The organism is Pedobacter sp. JY14-1 (assembly GCF_029269825.1).
Classification (GTDB): Bacteria; Bacteroidota; Bacteroidia; order Sphingobacteriales; family Sphingobacteriaceae; genus Pedobacter.
Genome location: NZ_JARJHU010000001.1, coordinates 385,386 through 410,686, shown reverse-complemented (window position 1 = coordinate 410,686; position 25,301 = coordinate 385,386). Strand labels below are relative to the sequence as shown.

Genomic DNA, 25,301 nt, shown 5'->3' with positions numbered 1-25,301 from the left:
TAATGAAGCCAGATCTCTTGTTTTTTATTAGGCGTTTCATCCTTTTTATTTTACTGGTCATCATTACAGATCAGCTGATCGGTTTTACACTGCAAAAGGTTTATTTCAGCCAAAGGAAGGGGCAGTTTGCCCAGGTTACCTATGCGGTGGACAGCACCCGGCAGGACATACTGGTTTTCGGTAGTTCCAGGGCAGTCCGGCATTATGTTCCGGGAATATTGTCAGACTCACTTAAGATGAGCTGCTATAATACTGGGCGGGATGGTCAGCAGATTCCTTACTACACGGCTGTGCTTGAGGCTACGCTTAAGCGGTATACGCCAAAGATGATCCTGCTTGACGTCAACTCCTGGGAACTGGCCAGAGGCGAAGGTAAATATGAGAAATTATCCGTTCTGCTGCCTTACTGCCGTAATCATCCGGAACTGCGCAGCTACGTAGAACAAGGGGGGAAATGGGAGAAGTTAAAGTTATGGTCGCGTACTTATCCTTATAATTCCAGCTTGTTTATCCTGGCTTACAATTCGCTTTTCGCTTACAAACTACCTGCCGAGGATAATGGCTACAGCCCGCTCACAGGAGAAATGACCGAGGCTATGTTTGCAGACCACAAGAGGACCATGGAGAAAAGTAAAGAATCTGAAAACGACAATGACCCGAATATCGACGAAAAGGCACTTGATTACTTCCGGCATTTTCTTTCTCTGACGAAGCAACACCATATTAAAACCTATGTCATCATATCTCCTAAAATATTGAAGGAACCGATCAATTACCGGGTCAGGAAACTGATGGAAGTTGCCGGTGAGTTCGGGGATGTCAGATTTATTAACTTTTCTGAAAACCCGGCGTTTAATTTCCAATACCGGAAATTTGCCGATGTATTTCACCTGAATAAAGAAGGCTCAGAAGAATTTACCAGGGTACTGGTCTCAAAGCTGAAATAACCCACGGTATACGCCTGTTTCCGCAGGTTTCCGGTGCTCTCAGGACAAGAATGAAAGCAAATTAATGGCCTTGTATATATATATAAAGCCGGACATCGAAAGACGTCCGGCTTTTTGTTAAGTTTGATATGGTTCAGTATCACTTTGACTTGTAGATCAGATCCTTATTGGCACCTCCCGATAACAAGTCGTACCATTCCTGGCTGTTGCTGCCGCCGGATGTCGCCCAGTTTGCAAAGTTGGTATAGGCATTGTCAATACGTTTGCCTTCGACCGGGTAACCAAAATCCGCGATCGGTACCTCAATTGCCCATGGCAATCTGTCTTTTGTACTGTAGTACTTATTGTTTGACTTGGAATAATCATCCTTAGTCTCAAACAGATTACTGTTCACCAGATTAGTTGGTTTCTTTCCGTACAAATGCGTTTCATATCCGCGTCCAAAGCCGTTGGTCATGTTGAATATAAAAGGGTTGTAGGCTAACGCGCCAAAGTTTTTGATCTCTGGACCATCTGCTACCGTAAATACGATATCGAAATCTACCTTTGGCGAAGTGGGGTTACCCAGCACTGTGTTTCCTGTAGCCTGCAGTTTGCGGCTGTTGTCGAAAAGGATCAGTACTACACTGTCCTGCTTGTCTTCCAGGTATACTCCGGCAGGTGCCTTGGTCAGCTTAGCCTTACCTGCAGCCAGCGGGAACTGAACGCCCGCACCATTAATATAATCTGCCCCGGTAGCGATCAGCGTATATCCTGCATTCACCTCCACTACTTTGTTTGTGGCATTGGTTACTACTTTATAGCGGTAAGTCAATACGACGTCGTTCAGGTCGTAGTCGCCACGGGTGGGCCAGTTGTCTTCAAATGCCAGGGTAGAGCCACCATTTTTGTAATTTACAGAATAAGTATTGAAGGCTTTATCCTTGTCATCTTTATAGTCATCGTCGTCGTCCATTACCCCGTCGCCATCGCTGTCCTTACCAGTGGTAGGCGCGGTACCGTTGCCTGCCAGCATACAATCGCCTTTTTCAATATAAGCCTCACAACCGAGTTTGGCAGGAGATAGGAAAAAGCCTGCAGGAAGATTCTGTACATTGGTACACAGTTCCAGATTACCCGCTACCACCTGGCTGTTACTGGTTTGCTTTGCATCCAGTATCAGGTTGTTGTCAATATTGCCGGTAACTTTAAACAGACCTGTCGCATTACTGCCCACCACACGGCCCTGGTTGCTGCCTTTGTCCAGGTTCTTGGTCTCCAGGTAAGCGCCGCTTGTAGTGCCCCCAATCAGGTTTACACGGCCATTGCTGTTGATCCGCATGGCATTTGAAATGGCAACATAACTGTAATTATTCAGGATGTTGTCTGCGATCAGGTCAGTTGCCAGCAGTTTGCAATAATTATTTACAATACACTGGCTGTTCATCTGCAGGTTATTAATGGTTGCTGTACCGTAATTGCTCAGTGTACCTTTCACATCCAGCTTACCGGTAACTTCAAGTGTGCCGTTAATGGTCCAGGTCTCGTTCGTTTTGATCTCTGTGTTTTGCACGACCAGTTTGGTGTTCGGTTCCACAACAAGGCTCATATTGGTGTGGTTGAAGTTCCTCAGGGTGATGGTCTTTCCGGGCGCGTTCAGCCTCACCGTACCGCCATTATTACCATTGATGTCAACTGTGGCATTTGCTGTAGCGTTAAAACAGACCACTTCAAAATTTCCAACATTGATATTGGCATCTGTAGTCGATCTTTGACAGTCGGGTATACTGGCCACCTGGCCGCTGTTCGGTGCAGCCATCACTCTTCTGTCGGTATTGCTGTAGCTTAGGCTGGAAATTCCTGCCGCTCCGAAGGAGACACTAACGTTTTTTGAATTGAGGGAAACATTCTGACCTGTCTTCACGCCGTTCGGCGCGCTTTTCAGGATATAGACTTCTCTGGTTGCACTTGCAAACGCAAGTCTGGTGTTAAATGGTGTAACCAGGGTGGTGGCACCTTTTGCCAGTATTTTTCCACCTTTGGCAGGGTCCTGGTCATAGATGTAGATGACATGGATCTGGTTCTGGAACCTGGAGTCGCTGGTTCCGATGCTGAAATTGATCTCCTGGGTAGTGCTCCAGTCGAAAGAACCAGGTACGTTGAGGTTTTCAAGCCCCGTGCTGACAGATTTTTCCGATTCTATACTCTTTTTGCAGGATGTACCGGCAACTGCGAGTAAGAGCGCAACAGATAGTAATTTTATTTTCATATATATAGGGTTATCTAGTCGCCCGGTCAATGCCAAAATCCGTTCCAAGGCTGATGATAATGGCTTTTAATCTGAAAAATGCCCTACACGGTATTTAAAGGTCACTTTTACCATTAGAAGTAGGAGTTGTAGAAACCCGTTTTCTGAAGATGTGGGGAATATTTTCCCTGGAAAACAAAGGCTGGGGAATTTATGCCCGCTCAGGTATTGATGTTTACGATGTAATGGTTCTCCTTTTTTTCCGGATCATACTGATAAACAAAGCTGTCAGAGGCAAGTGTAATGATATAAAAACCAAAGTGCTCCGGCATATGTTCAATGTTCAATCCTTCCTTAAAAGGGTCAAGGAATCTGAATTTGTAACGGTCCAGCGTTTTTACATGATGATTGTTTTCCGTTGAAAATGAAATTTTTATGGTTTTGTCGATCTCTTCAAACGGGATCTGCTGCTCACTCGACATAAACTCGATCTGCACGCCCTTCTCCTTTTTTTGTATGGTTAACGAAGGCTCGTCGATCACCAGCCTGATCTGCGAGTCCGAATGCCCCGAGTGCTTGATCGAATTGGTTACGAGCTCGATCAGTATCATTTTGATCTTGCGCTGGGTTGCAAGGTCTAAATCACGGCAGTCCATAACCTGCTGCATTGCAGCCTTGGTAAAGCTGAAGATGTCTCGGGGATGTTTGGGAACATCCAGTTCAAGTACAACAGGAAATGTCTTGTCCATTTAAAATTCTTTAAGTGCAAGGTCTGTGTTTTCCTTCAGGACAAAGATCTTGTCCAGCCGGGTCAGTTCAAACAGGTTTACAATATCGCCGTTCATCCCGCTGAGTATCAGCCTGCCTTCGTAAGGCAGTAAAGCCTTTAGTATCGCTACCAGTGCACCCAGAAAAGAACTGTCCAGATACTCCACATGGATAAACGAAATGATCAGCCGGTGCCTGCCAGCTGCGATCTCCTGTATCACCTGTGTCTTGAACTGTTCAGAATTGGATAGGTTGGCTTCCTTTTCCTCAATGGTAATTACCATCACCTCACCATGTACTGCCTTGTTTATTTTCATTGCCTTATCGGTTTGATCGTAATGATGCTGCAATCGTCAACCTGCGAAGTATGCTTGTCAAACAAAATATCTTTAATATCGTTTGCAGACCTGCCGTTTTTCTTCAGCTCATACAATTTTAACTTAAATATATTAATATCTGATCTTTTTACACCGTCAATTTCAAAATCGATCATTCCGTCCGAAATCATGAATAATTCATCATTGCCTTCCAGCCTGATGTCCAGTTCATTATAGGTGCTTTCCGGCAGAAAGCCGAGCAGTATGCCCTCAGAGCGGTATGCTTTCAGTTCTTCCTTCGCCTCGTCATACTTCAGGGCGGGCAGGTCGCCGGCACCTGCATATTTCACTGCTCCGGTCTCATCATCCAGTAAGACGATGCCCAGTGTGGAGAAGATCTCGCTCAGTAAGGTGTCCGAATAGATCACCCGGTTCAGCTTTGCCAGGATCACTGATAAAGACAAGTCGCCGTCATATACGCAAAGCCGGACTGCCGAGCGGATATAACTCAGGAAACTGAAGGAGAAAAACCAGGCTCCCCATTTTTTGCCCATTACGTCACCAAGTATAATGAACGTATACCTGTCATTTACCTGGATAAAATCGATAAAATCTCCCCCGGGATGGTTCTGGTAATGCGTATTGAAAAAACTGATGGAAAACCGTTTAAGTACCGGTGCGGCCTCTGGTGTATTTCTCAGGTTCAGCTTCTCGGCAATTCCCTTGATCTCGCTCAGCGACTTCTCATAATGTGTACGCACCGATTGCATCAGGTTGTCAATCTTCGTCAAGATCTGCTTGGCGGGCGTTCCTTTGCTGATGTAATCGATCGCCTTGAGGTCCAGTCCCTGCTGGATGAATGAATTGTCACTCACAGAGGTCAGGAAAAGAAAGGGTATCTGTTTCAGCAGGTCATGCTGCAGCAGTATCCGGCGGAAGTCGAAGCCGTCCTTTACTGGCATCTGGTAATCAGAAATGATCAGGTCGGGGATCTCGCTGTTGAGTATGGACTCCGCTGCATCTACAGAAAGTGCAGTTTTACATGTATAGCCGTTCGCGGTCAGCAATCTTTTAAAAAGCTCCAGCTGCACAATATCGTCATCAACCATCAAGATTGTCTTGTTCATACTTTTTTCTCGTTTATGAGCGACCTTATTACAAGAAACGTACCTATCGCGATGATGGTCAGCGAGATGAGGTCCATCAACGTAACGCCGTCATCCGGACTGAAGTAGAAAATCGTGAACATTTCAAAGTAGGGCGGGGCTGGCATGATGATCATGGCGAAGCCCAGCGTAATGAATAGAAAGCCGATGATCACCTTCAGTATTTTACCTGCCCTCTGGCTCCATCTTTGTCCGCCTGCAGTCCTGGAATCAAGGTCATTATTGTTCAGCAGTGTTTCCAGCCGGTCCAACTGGTCCATTTTGCCTATGTCTGAAAGTGAAACTTCCTTGAGTTCCTCAATCAGTTCGCTGCTGCTCATTTTTTGGTCCAGTTCATCGTTGATGCGCTTTCTGATGCCCTTGATGTTCTCGGAATCCAGTTCGCTGCTGCGCAGCAGTTCCATAAACTCATCCAGTTTGCCGGCCAGCTGCGCGTCGCCCGCCTCAAGTTTCCGAAACTGTTCCAGCGCATCAGAAATTTTATTTTTGTCAGGCAAAATGGTCTATTTTGAATACTTTTACTTAAACTAACGTTATGGCCTTGATCTCCATCATCACAGTAAATTTCAATCAACCCATGGCTACCCTGGAGTTGCTCAGGTCTATAGATCAACACTGTTCTAAGGCTAATATAGAGATTATTTTAGTGGATAACGGTAGCCAAAGCGACAAAAGGGACGAATTCCTGGCCGAGTTTCCCAAGATTAAATATATCCGTTCGGAGGCTAATCTTGGCTTTGCCGGAGGAAACAACCTAGGGGTACGGGAATCTGTTGGAAAATATTTATTTTTTGTGAATAATGATACCGAATTCACACCGGGCCTTCTGGAGACCTTGTCCGAAACCTTAGATAAAAATCCGCTGATCGGGGTGATTTCTCCACAGATCAATTATTTTGAAGACAAGCAGATCGTTCAATATGCGGGCTTCACTCCCATGAATTATTACACCTGCCGCAACCACTGTATCGGTCAGTATGAAACCGATAAAGGCCAGTACCGCGGACAACTGAAGCCTACCGGTTATGCCCATGGCGCCGCCATGATGGTCAGACGGGAAGCCATAGACAAGGCTGGTCTTATGGCAGAGAACTTCTTTCTTTATTACGAGGAGATGGACTGGTGTGACCGGATAAAACATGCTGGTTTTCAGATTTTTATTGATACCCATGCGCTCATTTACCATAAAGAGTCGCTTTCCGTAGGAAAGAACAGCGCGCTCAAAGAATATTTTATGAACCGCAACCGCATCCTCTTCATCAGGCGCAATGCCGCCTGGTACCAGCGCTGGTTCTTCTACCTGTATTTCCTGCTTCTGGTAGCGCCTAGGAACCTGCTGGCCTACCGCAAGGCGGGGCAGTCCGGTTTTGAAAATGTACTCATCCGTGCCATTAAATGGAACCTCACCCACAGTACCGGCAGTACAGACCTCGGCTATACCCTCAATTAAACTTTTTCAAGCAAAAATATATGATCATCGCATTCTGGATCTCAGTTTTCATTGTCTTCTATACATTTTTCGGTTATGGCATCCTGCTGTATCTTCTGGTCAGGCTGAAGCGTTTTTTTGGTAGTAAAAAACGCAGACAGCTCAGTTATGAGGAAATGCCTTCCTGTACCTTAATTGTAGCTGCCTATAACGAAGCAGGGCTCCTGGAAGAGAAGATCGCCAATACCCTGGCCCTGAATTACCCAAAGGACCGTCTGCGGCTGATGTTTGTAACGGATGGTTCTACCGATGAGGGCCCGGACATTGTTGCCCGGTACCCGGAGATCACCCTGCTCCATTCACCGGAACGTAAAGGCAAGATCGCTGCAGTGCACCGCGCCATAGCCGGAGTCGATACCGATGTCATTGTTTTTACCGATGCCAATACCTTCCTTAATGCTGACGCGCTGCTTTACATCTGCCGTCACTATGGCGACCCTAAAGTAGGTGCAGTGGCCGGTGAAAAGCGGGTGATCATTGATAATACTGCAGATGCAACTGCAGGGGAGGGTTTTTACTGGAAATATGAGTCCAGGCTCAAAGCCTTGGATTCGGAACTTTATTCCGTGGTCGGCGCGGCAGGAGAGCTCTTCAGTATCCGTAAAGACTTATACGAACCCGTCCCGCTCAACAGTGTGCTCGACGATTTTATGATCTCCATGCGCATTGCCGAAAAAGGTTATGTGATTGTTTACGAGCCTGAGGCCTATGCGCAGGAAGATACCTCAGCCAACATCACCGAAGAGCTGAAGCGCAAGGTCAGGATTGCCGCAGGAGGCATACAGTCCGTTATCTGGATGAAAGCCCTGCTTAATCCCTTTCGTTTTCCCGTACTTTCCTTTCAATACATCAGTCATCGCGTACTCCGCTGGACCGTTACACCCTTGCTCATGATCCTGGCACTGCTGCTCAACATCGCGATCGTAGTGCAGGGTGCCGGCCCCTTGTATACCATCTTGCTTGCCGGCCAGGTATTTTTCTACGTTTCCGCCTATCTGGGAAAGCTTTTGGAAGCGCGCAAGCTGCGTGTGAAGGTGTTGTTTGTGCCTTACTATTTCTGCGTGATGAACTATGCCGTCCTGGCCGGGATCGTCCGCTACTTTTCCGGCAGACAATCTGTAATCTGGGAAAAGGCGGTCAGAAAGTAAGGATTTTCCGATCTCTGAGACTACTTTTTGACTGTCGCAGTGAACACCGGCAGTACCCTTGCCTCAATGGTTTTGGTGGTCTCTTTACGGGCCTTTACCCGGATGTCGTAGCGGAAGCTGCCTTTCTGCAGCAGGGTATTCAGATCGGGAGAATTGACGCCGCCTCCGATGGTTACCGTCCTGATGTTTGAAGCAGAATTTGCATCGGTTTTGGCAATCGTCGCCTTGTAGGGGTCAGCCTTGATCTCCACACTTATCGCTTCAAAATTACCCAGGTTATTGTTCACGTCAGGCGTATCTGCCGCCCCAATTGTCAGTTCCATTTTAAAGGAAGCAATGCGCAGGTCAGTGAGGTTTCCGGCTCCGAATTCACCCTTTGTTGCATCCTTTATTTTTTGCTCCACATTTATCGTTACAGGAAAATCACCGGCAATTGAACCGCTGTTGAGTGTGCTGATAACAGGTATGGTAAAGACCACGGTATCGGGACGAATGGTTACATCGCGCTGTATAGATTCATCTACTTTATTGCAGGAAGCAACGGCTATGGTCAGTACCGGAAATGCAAAAAATAAACAGGGTAGGAGGGTAGTACGAATGTAAGCCTTGTTCATGCGGATTGTCGAATGGTGTTTTTTAATACTTGCCTAAGTAACGAAAAAATATGGAGAATCTTATTTAAATTACGGTATTCAATACACCGGTTTTTTCTGCATCCATACGTTTGACCATTCATTTATTTGGCGCGTTAAAGGAGCAAAATAATATTTTATGGTATAATTTAACTCATTGCTATTCAATGTATTTATCTCGAATTATATAAATAAAATGTTTTTATCATGCAACATTTTGAAATCCAACCCCCATGTTTAAATAGCACCCATCACGGAATTTTGTTTGGTTTTATGTTTTTTTGAAATTAAAACTTATGTATTACAGTATATTATGTAGCTTATCTCAATTAATACTGATGTCTCTTGTAAGCAGCTGAGAAATCGCTACGCATACCGCTGAACCTGGCTATTACGGTAGCGATAAACTCCTCGTCCAGAATTTCAAACACATCGTTTACGCCACCCCCGCTCAGGTCCAGTTCAGACAATTTATAGCTTTGTTCCAAGGTGCCCTGTTCAAACTTAACGATGTACTTCTGATTCATGCTGAAGATCGTGATCTTGCATTCGGGGTGCGGCAGTTCAGCAACAACTCTCATGTATTATCTGTTTTTTGGTTTTAATTTTAAATTAATCTACAACGTATTTTTCACGCCCATTTCCCGGATCAGGAAATCAGCCTTGTCTATCTTTTCTGCTACCCAGAGTACATACCGGATGTCTACTCCGATTGACCGGCTGTAGCTCTCGTTCCAGGCGTAATCGTTGATCGTTGCTCCGTATGCCCGGTCGAAGTTTACACCCACCAGTTCACCAAAAGCATTCAGTACCGGAGAGCCCGAATTGCCTCCGGTTGTATCCATATTGTAGAGGAAGGCCACCGGCACATCCGCCAGGTCCTTCTTTGCATAGGCCCCGAAATCTTTTGCTTCCCAGAGAGTCCTGATCTGTTCGGGATAGGCGAAGTCAGGATGGCCTCCTGCACCTTTCTGGATAATTCCTTTGATACTCGTGTAAGGACGCATATAGGTTGCATCTGCCGGACGGTATCCGCGCACATGTCCGTAGGTCAGGCGCAATGTGCTGTTGGCATCCGGCACAAAATTCTTTTGCAGGAACTTTTCCCGTACGTTCACGTAATCGCCCATGAGCTTATTCAGCAAACCCTCACGCCGGTCCTTTTCTGTTTTCAGTTCGGCAACCTGCCGGGCAATGTCCTGCTCAAACAATAAGATCCCGTCGGTATAGTTTTCTACCGATTTTGGTGAAGCGAGCAGGGTACTGTATACGTATGACGGGTTATTCAGCTTGCTGATGCCCAGCGTCGTCTCCACATAACGGTCTACCACATCCTTTACCGTAGACCCCCGGTTGCTGATCCTGGCCGCGGCATCTACCCGTTGCGTCAGGTTAAAGGCCGAAGCATCTTCCAGCATACGCTTGAAGATCGCTTTGTCCGTTTCCAGATCGTATGACTCATAGTTGCTTTCCAGTGTGCTTTTCAGCTTCGGCAGTTGTTCATCGAAGAAGGCCTGCTTTTCTGCTGCGGGTTTAGCCGTCAGCGCGGTCTTAAATGTATTGATGTTTCTTGCCACCTGAAGCAAACTGGTCGAACTGTAGATCTGCGTCAGCCAGATGTCCCGGTCGGCATCGCTGTTGATGAGTTTGTACAGATTGTCAATATCGGCCATCAGCGTCCCGTACTTCGCTTTAAGTGCAGCATTTCCGTTAATGTATCTGGCCAGGCCGGCGTCTTCCTGTTTCTTTTTGGCCACCAGGTCCATGCGCTTCAAACCCTGTAGCTTGCCCTGGTAGTTCTTCATCACATTCGCATTACGTTTGATGCGCGTGGCCAGCTTCAGTTCCGTCGTCTTGTCTGCCGCCCCTGCTTTTTCCATCACTCCGTTCTGGAACTCATACAGACCGGCAATGTACGGCAATACCGATTTCTCCTGGTAAGCCACAAATTGCGCAGGACGGTGCCTGAATGTTTTGCCGGGATAACCCAGTATGAACACGAAATCCTCTTCGCTGGTCCCCTTTGGATTGACACGCAGGAATTTTTTAGGTTTGTAGGGCACGTTTTCCTTCGCGTATTTAGCCGAAGACCCGTCGGGTGCCACATAGGCCCGCATAAAGGAAAAATCGCCCGTATGGCGCGGCCATACCCAGTTGTCAGTTTCGCCTCCGAATTCGCCGATCTGCCGGTTGGGCACATAGACCAGGCGTACGTCCTGTATGGTCTTATAGCGGAACAGTACATAGCTCTTTCCAATGAACATTTCCGAAACCTCTGCCTTAATCGTCGGGTCATTCTTTTCGGCCTCGGCAACAATGTTCTTCGTTACGTCATTGATCAGTTTGAGTCGTGAAGCAGGATCGCTGACCTGCGCTACCGCATTCAGTACCCTTGCAGAAACATCCTCGTAACTGTCGGTGATCCGGCAGGTAAGCCCCCTGGCCTCAATTTCCTCTTCCCGGTTCCGGGCTACAAATCCCTTGTTCAGGTAGTCGTTCTCCGGTGTACTGGCCAGTTGCACAGCGCTGAAGGCACAATGATGGTTACTGATGATGAGCCCCTCCGCAGAAACAAACGAGCCAGTGCACCCGCCCACATTCACGAGTGCGTCGATAAGACTGGTACCTCTTGGATTATAAACTTCGCGGGTGCTGATCTTCAGGCCGGCTTTCTGCAAATCGAGTTTATGGACTTCGCTGAGGGGGAACATGCCCTCTTCCCAGGGCTTCCAGGCAGACTGAACCAATGTCAGCAATAACAGGCAAAACGCGGCGGAAAAAACAAAAAGGTTACGTCTCATAAAAAATTGGTTTGCTGCAAATTTAGTCATTTTAATTTTTGGGCTGGTTGAACCCTTTTTTCTTGCCCGGCCCTCTATCCTGAAGGCCCCTTTTTCTTGTCGATTGCTCAGGGTAAGTACCCGCTAAAAACTGATTGAAGACTGAGGTCAAACCGCGCTGAAACTGGTTTAAACTGCTTCGACCAGATGGTGACCAGTCCAATACCAGATGAAAAACAGTTCAGAAATCAGACAAAGACGCTCAGGAAATGGCGTGTCATAAGTAAAACCTGAATCTGGAATGGCAAAGACTCTATTTGAAATTTGTATTTTTGAAAACAGGAACGGAACACAACAAACGGATAGCAAAATGGCAGAAGACCTGGTGATCTCGAAGGAAACTGATAAGGCAAGACAATACCAATCCCTGATTCCGCAAATCGGGGCATTACTCGAAGGAGAAACCGATCTGGTAGCCAACCTGGGTAATGTCGCTGCTGCATTGAAAGAACAGTTTGGCTGGTTCTGGGTGGGTTTTTACCTGGTAAAAGAAGGTGAGCTGGTACTCGGGCCCTTCCAGGGGCCTGTGGCCTGCACGCGTATTGCCAGGGGCAAAGGCGTCTGTGGTACAGCCTGGGCAAAAGCGGCAAAAGTGATTGTACCTGACGTAGATGCCTTTCCAGGGCATATTGCCTGCGCTTCGGCATCGAGATCGGAGATTGTACTGCCAGTATTCAAAGATGGAGAAGTCGTAGGGGTTCTGGATGTCGACAGTGAATATCTTGCTCATTTTGACGAAGTCGATGCGCTTTACCTGCAGGAAATCGTGAACCTGATCAGGCTTTGATGGCCTGAAGGTAACATTGTCCGCAAAGGAACATCAGGTGTCCGTATCCGTACACTAAGCGCTGGCTTCTGTGAGCAGATGCACCATACAAGGGGTTTTACGAGACTGGCATCTGCTTTGGCCGTAAAGGTAAACGAACGATCTAAAATGATATTATGCGATACCTCCGGCTAAGTTTCAGAAACTTTAAAAAACATAAAGGCGCTTTCCTGATCAACCTGGCAGGTTTAAGCAGCGGGCTTACCTGTGCGGTGCTCATCTATCTCTGGGCTTCGAGTGAACTGCAGACAGACCGTTTTCACCAACAGGACATTTACCAGGTGATGCAGAATGAGTATTTAAGCGATGCGGTAAACACGGTGGACGGTACTCCTGGTATTCTTGCAGAGGCTCTGGCAACCGAGTTTCCCGAGGTGAAAAAAGCGGTGGTGACTTCACCCGGATACTGGCTCGGACACAGCAAAGTCGGTGGAGGCGAATATCCCAACGTAGCGGCATCCGGCAAATTTGCCGGTGCGGAATTCTTCAGCGTGTTTTCCTACCCGCTGCTTTCGGGCGACCTTGAACAGGTACTGAAAGGTACTAAGTCTGCGGTTATTTCCGAAAGCCTGGCCATGAAGCTGTTTAATACCACCGACGTGATCGGCAAGGTAATGGTTTGGAGCAATGCCGAGTTGCAAATGGAAAACCGGGCGCAGGTATCCGGGGTGTTCAGAGATGTTCCGGCACAGTCTTCAGAACGGTTTGACTTCCTGATTTCGGCAGATGTGCTGCTGGACGCCGGAAATTCAACCTACAGGCATTGGGGAAATTATGGCCCCTTAACTTATGTTGTTCTGAACCAGGACGAAGACCCCGTGAAGTTCAATGTGAAGATCAGAGATTTTCTGAAAACGAAGCAGCGGAGCAATTATACGCTGTTTGTGCGCCCCTACGGGGACGCTTATCTTTATAATGAACTGGAGAATGGAAAGGTGGTTGGCGGGAGGATCAGCCAGGTGCGCCTTTTTGGTGTTGTCGCCGTGTTGATCCTGCTGACGGCCTGTATCAATTTTACCAATCTGTCTACTGCGAGTGCTTCGGGAAGGATGAAGGAGATCGGGGTCAAAAAGGTGTTGGGCGTCCCTCGAAAAAAACTGATCTGGCAATACCTGGCGGAATCGGTACTGCTGAGTTTCATTGCGCTGTTTATCTCCCTGCTGGCGGTCGAACTCCTGCTGCCCGCCTTTAACAGGATCACCCAAAAGGAGTTGTCGCTGGATTTTGGGTTCCGCCTGATGGGTATGCTGACACTGCTTACCATGGTTACTGGTCTGGTGGCCGGTTTTTACCCGGCGGTATATCTTTCAGGAATGAAGCCGGTTACGGCGCTTAAGGGCAAGCTGCAGTTCAGTACCGTTTCCTTATGGTTGCGGCAGGGCCTGGTGGTGTTCCAGTTCGTGGTTTCTGGTGTACTGATCATCGCGGTACTGGTGGTCTATCGTCAGATCAGGTATGTGCAGACTGGTAGCCAGGGTTTCAAAAAGGAAAATGTCGTTTATTTTGAAACCGAGGGCAGGTTCAAAAGCACTGTGCCTTTCGTGCTTGAGGCGGTAAGGCGAACAGATGGGGTACTGGGTGCGGGGGGGATAGACCGGGAGCTGCTGGGTGACCTGAGCTACACAACGGGTTCGTTTAACTGGGAAGGCCGTAACCAGCAGGAGGAGATCCGTTTTCAACGGGCTGATGTGACGCCGGGACTGATCGAAACGCTGGGGATGAAAATGGTGTTGGGAAGAAGCTTTTCTGAGCGTTTCGGTTCAGATACTTCGGCAGTCATTATCAATGAAGCCGGGATCAGGGCGATGCGTCTGAAGGATCCGGTGGGCAAGGTGTTTACTTTGTGGGGCAGGGAGATGCAGATCATCGGGGTTCTGGCCGATTTCCATTTCGAGTCCATGCATAAAAAGGTAGGCCCCATGTTCATCCGCTGCAAACCCGCAAATGCGAACCGCGTGATGCTGCGTGTCGCACCGGGCAGGCTGGATGCGGTATTAGATGCGCTGCGTACGTTCAATCAGCGTTATAATCCGGGTTATTCGCTGGATTACAAGTTCCTGGACCAGGATTTTGAACGGCAGTATATGGCCGAACGCCGTATGGCAGCCCTGTCGCGGTATTTTGCTGTACTGACGATCCTGCTCTGCTGTCTGGGGCTTTTCGGCCTGGCTGCCTTTGCTGCAGAAAAGCGCTTTAAGGAGATCGGCATCAGGAAAGTATTGGGAGCGAGTAATCTTAACCTGATGTACCTGTTGTCAGGCGCATTTCTCCGGCCGGTACTGATATCGGTGCTGATCGCAATGCCGCTGGCTTATGTACTATGTATGCACTGGTTGTCTTCCTTTGCCTATCGTATCGAACTTCACTGGTGGTTTTTTGCCACCGGCGGACTGCTGGCCGTGTTGATCGCACTGGTGACGGTATCCTTCCAGGTATACAAGGCGGCATCGGCAGATCCTGTTGTGTCTTTAAAAACGGAGTAAAGGACCAGGTTTTGGTCGGGGCCGGATATTTTCGCAGATTTGCGAGATGTCTGAATTATCTGGGGGCAGCAAGCTGCCTTTTTCTTTTTACCAGGACCAGGATGTGAATGCGCTGGCAGCGGCTTTGCTGGGCAGACTCCTGATGACCTGTATCGACGGAGCGCTTACCGGTGGCATTATTGTTGAAACCGAGGCCTATAAGGGTGTGGAGGACAAAGCTTCTCATGCTTATGGCGGGCGTTTTACGGAGCGGACGAAGACCATGTATGGACCTGGGGGTACCAGCTATGTGTATCTGTGCTACGGTATCCATCATTTATTCAATGTGGTGACTGCTCCGGAGGGTATACCCCATGCGGTGCTGGTGCGCGGACTGGAGCCAGTGGATGGCCTGGATATTATGCTGACGCGGCGTAAGATGGCGGCCCTGAAGCCAAACCTGACTGCAGGACCGGGAGCGCTGGCGCAGGCATTGGGCATTAACCGCGGAACGAACGCAAAGGAACTTTGGGGAGAGGAGATCTGGATCGAAGACCGCGGCATCCGTTTCACTGAAGAACAGGTTATGGCAGGTCCGAGGATCGGGGTTGCCTATGCAGGCGATCATGCACTGCTTCCCTGGCGTTATTATGTAAAAGGCAACCGTTTTGTGAGCAAGCCAAACCGATAAAAATCCTATTTTTGAGGCTGAACATTGGCTAATGCCCCGCAACTTATGATCAATTACAATCCTAAAGACTGGATCAACTTTATCTTTCATGTCCATAAAGCCGACACCATCAGGAAACTATGGCCGCTGATGATCAGTGTCGGTATATTTTCCGCGGCGATTGCCTACCTGGAACTGAATTTTCTGAAGCTGGGGGAATCGAACTACCTGAAGAACGTGAGCATGATGCACAACCTGCTGGGTTTTGTGATCTCCTTACTGCTGGTGTTCCGTACCAATACTTCCTATGACCGCTGGTGGGAAGGCCGCAGGCTGCTGGGCTCACTCACGAATGTCAGCCGTAATTTTGCGATCAAGATCAGATCGCTGAAGCTGGCGGAGGAACACAATACCTTTTTCAATTACGCGATACCCAAATATGCCTTCGCACTGAAAGAACACCTCAGGGAAAAGCAGTACTTCGGGAAGAACAGCCTGCTGATCGAGGTAGATGGCGGAAAGCACATTCCGAACCAGGTTGCAGCGAGTATTTCCTCAAGAGTGTTCGACCTGCAGGCTTCCGGAGAGATCAGCCAGGAGCAGCTGATCATCCTGAACGGCGACGTGCAGCAACTGACGGATATCTGCGGGGGCTGCGAGCGGATCAAGAGAACACCGATCCCATATTCCTACAGTGCCTTTATCAAGAAGTTCATCTTTATATATGTGATCACGCTGCCTTTTGGATGGGTATTCAGTCTGGGCTATTTTGTGGTGCCGATCGTACCGTTCATCCTGTACGTGCTGGCGAGTCTCGAGCTGATCGCGGAGGAGATCGAGAACCCGTTCGGGCTGGATGCAAATGACCTGCCTGTAGATGAGATCTGCAATAACATCGAGAAACATGTGGGGGAATTGCTGAACTAGCGCTTCAGAAAAGTAATCCATGATCAAGATCGCCTGGCATCCTGTATATGTGCACCCCCTGCCGGAGGGCCACCGTTTTCCCATGCTGAAATATGAGCTGCTTCCAGAGCAGCTGCTGCATGAGGGGCTGATCACGCCCGGGAATTTGTTCGCTCCGGAGCGGGTGAGCGAGGAGACAGTATTGCTGGCGCACGAACGGTCCTACTGGGAGCAGCTGAGGGATCTTTCGCTTCCGCCGAGGGAACAGCGGCGTACCGGTTTTGCGCTGGATGCGCGTTTGCTCGAAAGGGAGCTGCGGATCGTGCAGGGGACCATAGACGGGGCCGTATCGGCGCTGGAAAATGGCCTGGCATTCAATGTAGCGGGCGGTACGCACCATGCGGGCAGCAATTGGGGCGAGGGCTTTTGTTTGCTGAACGACCAGGCGGTGGCAGCGGCATACCTGCTGAAAAAGGGGCTGGCGAAGCGGGTGCTCATCGTCGACCTGGACGTGCACCAGGGCAATGGTACGGCAGAGATATTTTCGTCCGAGCCCAGGGTGTTTACCTTTTCGATGCACGGCGATAAGAATTTTCCGTTCCGGAAGGAAAGGTCGGATCTGGATATCGGGCTGGATGATGATTGCGGGGATGATGAATATCTGGACAGACTGGAAAGGGTCCTGCCGGTTTTGCAGGAGCAACGCCCGGACTTTGTGTTTTATCTTTCAGGTGTGGATGTCCTGGAAAGTGATCGTCTGGGTAAGCTTGCGTTGAGCAAGCGGGGCTGTGCGGAGCGTGACCGTATGGTATTCCGGTTTTGTAAAAGACTGGGTGTCCCGGTACAGGTCAGTATGGGGGGCGGATATTCAGCGGAGATCAGGGATATTGTAGATGCGCATTGTGCAACGTTTAAGATTGGATTTGATATTTTTGACTAAATCACAGATGCTGGAATTGAGAAAGGTGCTTAGCTTGTTATGAAAGTAGTTATAGCGGAAAAGCCCTCTGTAGCGAGGGAACTGGCCAAGGTATTCGGGGCGACTACACGAAAGGACGGGTATATTGAGGGCAAGGGTTATTCTTTTACCTGGGCATTTGGCCATTTGCTGCAACTGGCCCCGCCCCAGGAATATGGCTACATCGGCTGGCGCAGGCAGCACTTGCCTATGCTGCCACCGAAATTTAAGCTGGGCATCCGCAAGGTAAAGACAAAGGACGGTCTGGTGGAAGACCCGGGGATCCGGAAGCAACTGGACATCATTAAGAATTTGTTTGAGGAGGCGACGGAGATCATCGTGGCGACGGATGCCGGGCGGGAGGGCGAACTGATCTTCCGGTATATTTACTATTTCCTGAAGTGTAAAAAGCCGTTCCGCAGGCTGTGGATCTCGTCGCAGACGGACGAGGCGATCAAGGAGGGCTTCCGCAACCTGAAGCCGGGAACGGATTATGACACCTTATTCAATTCGGCGCATTGCCGTTCGGAATCGGACTGGCTGGTGGGCATGAACGCAACGCAGGCACTGAGTATCTCTGCGGGCAACCGTTCAGTACTCTCGCTGGGCAGGGTGCAGACACCAACGCTGGCGATGATCTGTGCACGCTACCTGGAGATCAGGAATTTCGTGCCGAAGACTTATTACCAGCTGGCGATACAGCTGGACAAGGAGGGACAGCTGTTCCGTGCGATCTCGGTCAGCAGTTACGACAAGAAAGCGGATGCAGAGGCGGATTTCGCAAAAGTCGGAGACGTGGAATCTGGCGTGGCCACCGGGGCAAAAGTGCTGGCGGTAGAAGCGAAGCCGAGAAAGGAACCGCCGCCACTGCTGCATGACCTGAGCAGTTTGCAGCAGGAGGCGAACAAGCGTAAGGGGCTAACGGCAGAACAGACGCTGAACATTTTGCAGCAACTCTATGAAAGCAAGCTGGTGACCTATCCGCGTACGGGTAGCCGTTATATTGGGGACGATGTGTTTGCGGGCATTCCGGGACTGATCGAAAAGCTGAAGGACCATCCTGTTTTCGGGCGGCAGGCAGCGTTCCTGATGACGGCGAAGCTGAACAAGAGGAGCGTGAATGCGAAGAAGGTTACAGACCACCATGCGGTTCTGCCTACGGGTGAGCCGGCTTTTCATTTGAGCGGGAACCATCAGGCGATCTATGATATGGTGGCGGGAAGGATGCTGGAAGCTTTTCATGAGGATTGCGTCAAGGAGATCACGAAGGTTACGCTGGAGGCGGGCACGGTGTTTCAGGCGAACGGAACGGTGGTGCAGCGTCCGGGCTGGCGTGCGGTATTCAATGACAAGGAAGAAGATAAAAAGGATGAAGAGAACCCGTCTCTGCCTAAACTGAAGGCAGAGGAACTGCTGCCTGTACAGAAGAAGGCCCTACTGGAGAAACAGACGAAGCCAAAGGCGATGTACAATGAGGCTTCGTTGTTGAAGGCATTGGAAACCTGCGGAAAGGACATAGAGGACGAGGAGTTGCGTGACGCGATGAAGGATAGCGGGCTGGGTACACCGGCAACACGGGCAGCGATCATTGAGACGCTGCTGAACCGGGAGTATATATCAAGGGAAAAACGGAACCTGGTGCCGACACCGAGGGGACTGGCAGTATACGAGGTGGTGAAGGACCATAAGATTGCCCAGGCAGAACTGACAGGCCAGTGGGAGAAGCGGCTGGAAGAGATCCGGTCGGGGGCGTCGGTGACGGAGTTTAAAACGGAGATCACCGAGTATACCCGGTTGATTACCAATGAATTGCTGAATGCTGGGGTGGCGCTGGCGGAGAAGTTAAGTCCTACGGAAGCGCTTGCCCCGGAAAATGGTGTTATAAAAAACTAAGCTATGTATGTTTTAATATTTATCGTGTTGTTGCTGGTCCTGATATTCGGGACTTTCCGGTTGCCGGCATTTGGCGGTACGCCATCCGGCAGGCGCCGGCAGCGGATCGAGTCTCAGCCCAACTATGCAGACGGCGCGCTGAACAACCTGTCCTACACCCCGGTGAAGCCACCCGAGGTAAGCTACCTGGATATGATCCGCGGGATGCTAAAGAAAAATGCAGACCGTAAGCCGCCGGGTCCGGTTCCTGTTGAGCAGCCGGATTTTTCGCCAGTAGAAGGGGTAAAACTGACCTGGTTCGGACATTCGTCTTACCTGGTGCAGGTGGGCGAAGGCGGCGTGAACAGGAATATACTGATTGACCCGGTGTTTAGTACACGGACATCGCCTTTTTCCTTTCTGGGTACAAGTAATTATCCGGGAACGGATTTTATGGTTCCGGAGGCGCTCCCTGAGCTCGATGTCGTACTGATCACGCATGATCATTACGACCATATGGATTACCGTACGCTCCTGCAGTTAAAAGGGAAGGCCCGGCGGTTCATTGTGTCGCTGGGCGTTGGCGTGCACCTGGAAAAATGGAATATACCTGCAGAACGGATCACCGAACTTGCCTGGTATGAAAGCCTTGACCTGGACGGACTGGGTTTTACGGCCTTGCCAGCCAGACATTTCTCCGGCCGGAAGTTCAAGCGTAATCAAACGGCCTGGTCGGCCTTTGTGCTGGAGGCGGCCGGTTATACACTTTACCTGGGCGGGGATTCGGGATACGACACGCATTTTGCGGCTGCGGGGGAAGTGTATGGCCCATTTGACCTCGCCGTGCTGGAATGCGGGCAATACAATGCTTACTGGCCGCACATTCACATGTTTCCCGAAGAAACGGTGCGGGCGGCACTTGACCTGCGGGCAAAGGCACTGATGCCGGTTCACTGGGGCAAGTTTACGCTGGCCATGCACGACTGGGACGAGCCGGTCAGGCGGGCGGCGGCCTGTGCTGCTGAAAAACAACTGCCGCTGGTGACGCCGTTGATGGGAGCACCTGTTATTTTAGGCGCGCCTTTTCCCCAGCGGCGCTGGTGGGAGGACCTGCGGAAAACTGATCCGCAAACAATATAAATTACTGACTGTTTTTGAATAAACTTACTGCTATGATCGAGACCAAAACAGACTTCGTTGAAATATTCCAGACCATCAGGGCATCGCTGCAGCCCTATGCGGTGATGGGTTTTGACAACCGTGTGAACAGTGAGCAGGAATATGATCTGTGGAGCAATAAAAACGTGGTAATCGAAGGTAAAAAACGCAATGAGGTGTTTTTTGCGAGTGTATTGATCCAAAAAGGACATGTTGGGTTTCATTTTATGCCTGTTTACGAGCAGCAGCAACCTGATCCCAAGCTGCAGTTTGACCCCGGGCTATTGAAATTGCTGAAGGGAAAATCCTGTTTTCACATTAAGAAGCTGGATGCCGAGCTGCTTTCCAAGATTGAGGATGCGCTTGCCGAAGGCTTCAGGATATATAAGGAAAAGAGCTGGGTGTGACGCTGTCGTGGAAGCAGGAAGTGCTGCAGGGTTTTCATGATCTTCATTTGCCTTTCAGGGTTTTGCAGGGAGCCTATAGTAGTGTTTCCCCTGTTTCGGATATTTCAACGGATGCGAATGCCTTCCAGAAAGACCTGCTGTATAACATCGTATTTTTTGAGCATGCCGGATTAGCGGTGAACCTGGTCGATATCGTTCAGGCAGGCCTGACCGGGCCGGAGGCGTTACTTGGGCTCCAGCAAGATTACGCATTGCGCGGCATTCAGTTGCTGCATTTGTGGGAAGATGTCTGGCTTTGCCGGCCCGCACAGGTGCTGGGCAGGATACGTGCCCTTTTGGGATTGAATGAGCGGCTGCACGGGCGGAAGCTGAAGGTAGAACAAGTGGACAGAAAGGTTGCGGGGGCTTTTATGGAACAGCACCACCTGATGGGTGCGGCGGGATCGAAATACCGGCTGGCGCTGGTACAGGAAGGTATACCGGTGGCTGTGGCCTGCTTCGGTCCGCTCAGAAAAATGAGGCGCGGCAGGCCGGGTTACCGTTCTGCTGAACTGGTGCGGTTTGCCAGCAGGAGCGGATATTCAGTTGCAGGGGGCTTTACAAGATTACTGAAGCATTTTATCCGGGAACACCATCCGGATGATGTGATGACTTACGCGGACCGGGACTGGTCTTCTGGTGCTGCATACAGGAAATCGGGTTTTGTACTGACAGGAGTAACTTCTCCGGCCTGGGCATGGCTGGATGGGGGGATGAAACGGCATTACAGGGAACAACTGCCCTTGGGAACAGAAAAAGTAAATGCTGAGCCTATCCGGGTTTTTAATACCGGAAATCTTAAATATATCTTATACTTGGACAAGCTGTGCTGAGATGAATAAAGAAAATCCATTGCTGGTCGTTCTGGGGCCTACGGCTTCTGGCAAGACAAGACTGGCTGCCAGGCTTGCCGCTGTACTTGGAGGCGAAATATTGAGTGCCGACAGCAGGCAGCTGTTTAAAGGCATGGATATCGGTACGGGAAAAGACCTGAAGGAGTATACCGTGGCAGGAAAGGTTGTGCCTTACCATCTTATAGACATCAGGGAGGCGGGACAGCGCTATAATGTCCATGAGTTTAAAGAGGATTTTTACAGGGTTTATGCGGAGATCAGGGCGCGGGGAGCGTTACCGGTGCTCTGCGGGGGCACCGGGATGTATATACACAGCATCCTGCAGCGCCATGAACTGACTGCTGTGCCTGTAGATGAGGAACTGAGGCAGGAGCTGTCGGGAGAAGACATAGAGGCTTTACGCGGACGTCTCGCTGTTTATCCTGAAATATGGAGGGCGCATGCAGACCTTTCGTCGCATAAGAGACTGGTGCGGGCCGTAGAAGTAGCCGAGTACCTGCGACTTCATGGACTAGCACCGGCGGAACGTCCTATATTTGCCCCTTATGTTGTGGGACTAAGGTCTGAAGTGACTTTCAGAAGGGCAAGGATATTGGAAAGGCTTGAGAAGCGCCTGGAAGAGGGGCTTATTGAAGAAGTACAGGGGCTGCTGGACAGCGGAGTACCACGTGAGGCACTTGAATTTTATGGTCTGGAATATAAATATGTGACGGCTTACCTGTTCGGGGAGCTGGACGATGCCCGGCTTTTAACACAACTGGGTACGGCGATCTGCCAGTTTGCAAAACGGCAGATGACCTTCTTCAGGAAGATGGAAAAAGATGGGGTGAAAATCAGGTGGTTCGATACGGAAGATGGACATGAGGGGATATTTGAAAAGGTGATGGCTGCGTTGGCATGTGATTTGTAATGTTGTGGCATGGGCCGGGAATCTGGTCCGCTTAACCTTAAAAAAACACTAATAATGAAAAAGTCAACTAAACTTATCGCCTCTGCAGCAGCTGCGGTAGCTTTATTTTTCTCAACGAATGCAAATGCCCAATCTACGGATTCCAAAGCGCTGAGACTGGGCGTAGGGGTCAACGCCGGTGTTCCTACCACGGATGGATACAGCTTTGTGATAGGTGGAGACCTTCGCCTGCAAAAGGATTTCAGTTCAAACGTTTCTGGTCTGCTTTCTGCCGGTTATAACAACTGGTCTGTAAAAGATGAATTTGGCGGTGGAAGCTATGGCATGATCCCTGTAAAGGCAGGCGCTAAGGTATTCCTTGCAGAAAGTGTTTACCTGTCAGGTGAACTGGGTGCGGGTTTTGGTACCAAGTCGGGTTCTAAGACTGCGTTTCTGTGGGCTCCCGGCGTAGGTTACGGTTTTGATAACGGGCTGGATATCGGCCTGCGTTATGAAGGTGCTGAGTTCAGCGGCGGCTCGCTGGGCCAAGTGGCACTTCGTGTAGCTTATGGCTTCAGGTTATAAACCTGGGACCTAATATTTTATTAAAAAGCCTTTGATTTTTCAAAGGCTTTTTCCGTTTTTATGGAAATTAATTGCTATTTTCCCCACTTCTATAGGATCACAAATCACCAAATAGCTATGATCGAATATAAACTGGCAAAAAAATGCGTACTGGGAATGGTAATGCTTGTTGCGGCAGCCTGTAACAGTACGGACAATAAAACTGAAGGTAAGGCGGATACCTTGTCATCGGCCGCTGCGGATACTTCTGCAAGAACCGGGGTTGAATTTGAGAAACCAGTAGAGCAACAGATCTATGCTGATTATACAACATTGAAGAACGCGCTGGTAGCTTCTAAGAAGGAAGAGGCGGCTAAGGCTGCGGGTGCTTTATCTTCCAGCCTGCGCAACAGGGAAGGCTGTGAAAATACAGCTTTGGTAGCCGAACGGATAGCTGCTGCAAAAGACCTTGCTGCACAGCGCAAGGATTTTACTGCGGTAAGCACTGATCTGATCGCGCTGTTCAAGCATGCCCCACTGAAAAAGGGTGAAGTTTTTGTTCAGCATTGCCCAATGGCCAACAATGGTGAGGGTGGTGACTGGCTGGCTTCAGAACGAAAGGTACTGAACCCCTATTATGGTGACGAGATGCTGGAGTGCGGTGCTGTCGTCGAGGAGATCAAAGCGGGCAAGTCCCTGTAAATCTTACTTAATCCTGACCTTTTTAATGATAATTTAACAGCTTTGTTATGCTGGCATAGGTTCGGGATTGAAACGGATTGATTAGTTTTGTTAGTATTAATTTTATAAAGATATATGTCAGAGATCGCAGAAATTAAGATTGGGGGGAAAGTTTATGAGTTCCCCGTGATTACAGGTACGGAAGGAGAAAAGGCCATTGATATTTCCAAACTGAGGGACTTGACAGGTCACGTCACCCTTGATTTCGGTTATAAAAATACAGGCTCTACTAAAAGTGCCATCACTTTCCTTAACGGGGAGAAGGGTGTGCTGAAGTACCGCGGTTATCCGATCGAGGAATTGGCTGAGAAGTCGACCTTCCTTGAGGTAGCCTATCTGCTGATCTATGGCGAACTGCCTTCCGGGACACAGCTGGAAGGGTTTCAGGCGGAGATCAGCAAGCATACGCTGATCCATGAGGACATGAAGAAGTTCCTGGACGGTTATCCTTCCAAATCACATCCTATGGCGCAGCTGGCCTCACTGGTATGTTCCTTATCTACTTTTTATCCTGAATCGCTGAACGCAAATGCATCGGCTGAAACCAGGGATATGACGGTAATCAAGCTGCTTGCTAAATTCCCGACGATCGTATCTTTCATCTATAAAAAATCCCTGGGACATCCGTGGATCTACCCTAAGAACAAATATGACTACGTAAGCAATTTTCTGAATATGATCTTCGGACAGCGTACGGAGGAGATCGAGATCGATCCTGTGGTGGTCAGTGCGATGAATACATTGCTGATCCTGCATGCAGATCATGAGCAAAATTGTTCTGCCTCTACGGTGAGGATGGTGGGTTCTTCGGACTGTAACCTTTATGCCTCAGTTTCTGCAGGTATAGCAGCCTTATGGGGGCCGCTGCACGGCGGTGCGAACCAGGCGGTGATCGAGATGCTGGAGCGGATCAAGGAAGATGGTGGTGATACTGAGAAATGGATCAATAAGGCTAAAGACAAAAATGATCCTTTCCGCATGATGGGCTTCGGACACAGGGTATATAAGAACTTTGACCCGAGGGCAAAGATCATTAAGAAGGCCTGCGACGACATTCTGGCTAAATTGGGTATTGATGATCCGGTATTGGAGATCGCGAAGAAACTGGAAGAGGCTGCATTGAATGACCCGTACTTCATTGAGCGTAAGCTTTATCCGAATGTGGATTTCTATTCCGGTATTATTTACAGGGCGCTGGGCTTTCCTACAGATATGTTTACGGTGTTGTTTGCCCTGGGACGTCTTCCGGGATGGATTGCCCAATGGAAGGAGATGCATGAGAACAAGGAGCCTATCGGTCGTCCGCGCCAGATCTATACCGGTTATACGGAAAGGGAGTTTGTCAGCATTGACAAGCGCTGATCAGAATCCGAATGACATATATTGAAAAAGCCGGAACATCGTTCCGGCTTTTTTTTTAT

Annotated in this window: 24 protein-coding genes; 16 read left to right on the top strand and 8 right to left on the bottom strand. The window is 49.3% G+C overall.

The annotated features are described in order from the left end of the window. Positions 1-2 precede the first annotated feature (2 nt). Complete coding sequence (locus tag P2W84_RS01800; RefSeq protein WP_276088385.1) at positions 3-947, top strand: hypothetical protein; 945 nt, start codon at positions 3-5, stop codon at positions 945-947. Between the two features lie 139 nt (positions 948-1,086). Here P2W84_RS01800 and P2W84_RS01795 read toward each other — a convergent pair whose 3' ends face one another. The 5 genes from P2W84_RS01795 to P2W84_RS01775 all read right to left on the bottom strand — a co-directional run bounded on the left by P2W84_RS01795 (position 1,087) and on the right by P2W84_RS01775 (position 5,922). Then, positions 1,087-3,195: an LruC domain-containing protein gene (locus tag P2W84_RS01795; protein WP_276088384.1), complete on the bottom strand. Its 2,109-nt coding sequence runs from the start codon at positions 3,193-3,195 to the stop codon at positions 1,087-1,089. Between the two features lie 200 nt (positions 3,196-3,395). Then, the gene (locus P2W84_RS01790) at positions 3,396-3,923 is read right to left on the bottom strand and encodes a hypothetical protein (RefSeq protein ID WP_276088383.1); all 528 of its coding nucleotides are present in this window, start codon (positions 3,921-3,923) and stop codon (positions 3,396-3,398) included. Then, positions 3,924-4,259, bottom strand: coding sequence for an STAS domain-containing protein (locus P2W84_RS01785; protein ID WP_276088382.1), 336 nt, complete (start codon positions 4,257-4,259; stop codon positions 3,924-3,926). After that, positions 4,256-5,386 (bottom strand): SpoIIE family protein phosphatase, encoded by a 1,131-nt coding sequence (locus P2W84_RS01780; protein ID WP_276088381.1) that lies wholly within the window; start codon positions 5,384-5,386, stop codon positions 4,256-4,258. The genes P2W84_RS01785 and P2W84_RS01780 overlap by 4 nt, the downstream gene beginning before the upstream one ends. Continuing rightward, positions 5,383-5,922 (bottom strand): hypothetical protein, encoded by a 540-nt coding sequence (locus P2W84_RS01775; protein WP_276088380.1) that lies wholly within the window; start codon positions 5,920-5,922, stop codon positions 5,383-5,385. Before P2W84_RS01775 ends, P2W84_RS01780 begins: the two co-directional genes overlap by 4 nt. A gap of 38 nt (positions 5,923-5,960) precedes the next feature. Here P2W84_RS01775 and P2W84_RS01770 point away from each other — a divergent pair, with 38 nt between their 5' ends. Continuing rightward, on the top strand, positions 5,961-6,875 hold the full coding sequence (locus P2W84_RS01770; protein ID WP_276088379.1) for a glycosyltransferase family 2 protein: 915 nt from the start codon (positions 5,961-5,963) through the stop codon (positions 6,873-6,875). Between the two features lie 20 nt (positions 6,876-6,895). Next, the gene (locus P2W84_RS01765; protein ID WP_276088378.1) at positions 6,896-8,062 is read left to right on the top strand and encodes a glycosyltransferase family 2 protein; all 1,167 of its coding nucleotides are present in this window, start codon (positions 6,896-6,898) and stop codon (positions 8,060-8,062) included. Between the two features lie 20 nt (positions 8,063-8,082). Here the strand turns inward: P2W84_RS01765 and P2W84_RS01760 are convergent, their stop codons facing one another. The 3 genes from P2W84_RS01760 to P2W84_RS01750 form a co-directional block, all read right to left on the bottom strand. After that, on the bottom strand, positions 8,083-8,676 hold the full coding sequence (locus P2W84_RS01760) for a hypothetical protein (RefSeq protein WP_276088377.1): 594 nt from the start codon (positions 8,674-8,676) through the stop codon (positions 8,083-8,085). A 347-nt stretch (positions 8,677-9,023) separates the two neighbouring features. Beyond that, a complete protein-coding gene (locus P2W84_RS01755) occupies positions 9,024-9,275 on the bottom strand; it encodes a hypothetical protein (protein ID WP_276088376.1) in 252 nt (83 codons plus the stop codon). Between the two features lie 36 nt (positions 9,276-9,311). Further along, positions 9,312-11,495 carry a S46 family peptidase gene (locus tag P2W84_RS01750; RefSeq protein WP_276088375.1) on the bottom strand — a complete coding sequence of 728 codons (2,184 nt, stop codon included), beginning with the start codon at positions 11,493-11,495 and terminating at the stop codon, positions 9,312-9,314. Between the two features lie 349 nt (positions 11,496-11,844). Here P2W84_RS01750 and P2W84_RS01745 point away from each other — a divergent pair, with 349 nt between their 5' ends. The 13 genes from P2W84_RS01745 (at position 11,845) to P2W84_RS01685 (ending at position 25,242) form a co-directional block, all read left to right on the top strand. After that, positions 11,845-12,321 (top strand): GAF domain-containing protein, encoded by a 477-nt coding sequence (locus P2W84_RS01745; protein WP_276089027.1) that lies wholly within the window; start codon positions 11,845-11,847, stop codon positions 12,319-12,321. Between the two features lie 155 nt (positions 12,322-12,476). Next, a complete protein-coding gene (locus P2W84_RS01740; protein ID WP_276088374.1) occupies positions 12,477-14,843 on the top strand; it encodes an ABC transporter permease in 2,367 nt (788 codons plus the stop codon). Between the two features lie 46 nt (positions 14,844-14,889). Continuing rightward, complete coding sequence (locus tag P2W84_RS01735; RefSeq protein ID WP_276088373.1) at positions 14,890-15,513, top strand: DNA-3-methyladenine glycosylase; 624 nt, start codon at positions 14,890-14,892, stop codon at positions 15,511-15,513. Positions 15,514-15,558: 45 nt separating this feature from the next. Then, positions 15,559-16,419: a bestrophin family ion channel gene (locus P2W84_RS01730; RefSeq protein ID WP_276088372.1), complete on the top strand. Its 861-nt coding sequence runs from the start codon at positions 15,559-15,561 to the stop codon at positions 16,417-16,419. Positions 16,420-16,438: 19 nt separating this feature from the next. Further along, positions 16,439-17,338, top strand: a complete 900-nt coding sequence (locus P2W84_RS01725) for a histone deacetylase (protein WP_276088371.1) — start codon at positions 16,439-16,441, stop codon at positions 17,336-17,338. Positions 17,339-17,377: 39 nt separating this feature from the next. Then, on the top strand, positions 17,378-19,249 hold the full coding sequence (locus tag P2W84_RS01720; RefSeq protein ID WP_276088370.1) for a DNA topoisomerase 3: 1,872 nt from the start codon (positions 17,378-17,380) through the stop codon (positions 19,247-19,249). A gap of 3 nt (positions 19,250-19,252) precedes the next feature. Next, positions 19,253-20,368 carry an MBL fold metallo-hydrolase gene (locus P2W84_RS01715; RefSeq protein WP_276088369.1) on the top strand — a complete coding sequence of 372 codons (1,116 nt, stop codon included), beginning with the start codon at positions 19,253-19,255 and terminating at the stop codon, positions 20,366-20,368. 32 nt (positions 20,369-20,400) lie between these two features. Continuing rightward, positions 20,401-20,793, top strand: coding sequence for a hypothetical protein (locus P2W84_RS01710; protein WP_276088368.1), 393 nt, complete (start codon positions 20,401-20,403; stop codon positions 20,791-20,793). Further along, the gene (locus P2W84_RS01705) at positions 20,790-21,665 is read left to right on the top strand and encodes a hypothetical protein (protein WP_276088367.1); all 876 of its coding nucleotides are present in this window, start codon (positions 20,790-20,792) and stop codon (positions 21,663-21,665) included. The genes P2W84_RS01710 and P2W84_RS01705 overlap by 4 nt, the downstream gene beginning before the upstream one ends. A gap of 1 nt (position 21,666) precedes the next feature. Further along, entirely contained in the window at positions 21,667-22,596 is a 930-nt protein-coding gene (miaA, locus tag P2W84_RS01700; protein WP_276088366.1) for a tRNA (adenosine(37)-N6)-dimethylallyltransferase MiaA, read from the top strand. Positions 22,597-22,650: 54 nt separating this feature from the next. Next, positions 22,651-23,160 carry an outer membrane beta-barrel protein gene (locus P2W84_RS01695; protein WP_276088365.1) on the top strand — a complete coding sequence of 170 codons (510 nt, stop codon included), beginning with the start codon at positions 22,651-22,653 and terminating at the stop codon, positions 23,158-23,160. A gap of 117 nt (positions 23,161-23,277) precedes the next feature. Beyond that, entirely contained in the window at positions 23,278-23,841 is a 564-nt protein-coding gene (locus P2W84_RS01690) for a DUF3347 domain-containing protein (protein ID WP_276088364.1), read from the top strand. A gap of 114 nt (positions 23,842-23,955) precedes the next feature. Next, positions 23,956-25,242, top strand: a complete 1,287-nt coding sequence (locus P2W84_RS01685; RefSeq protein WP_276088363.1) for a citrate synthase — start codon at positions 23,956-23,958, stop codon at positions 25,240-25,242. Positions 25,243-25,301: the final 59 nt, after the last annotated feature.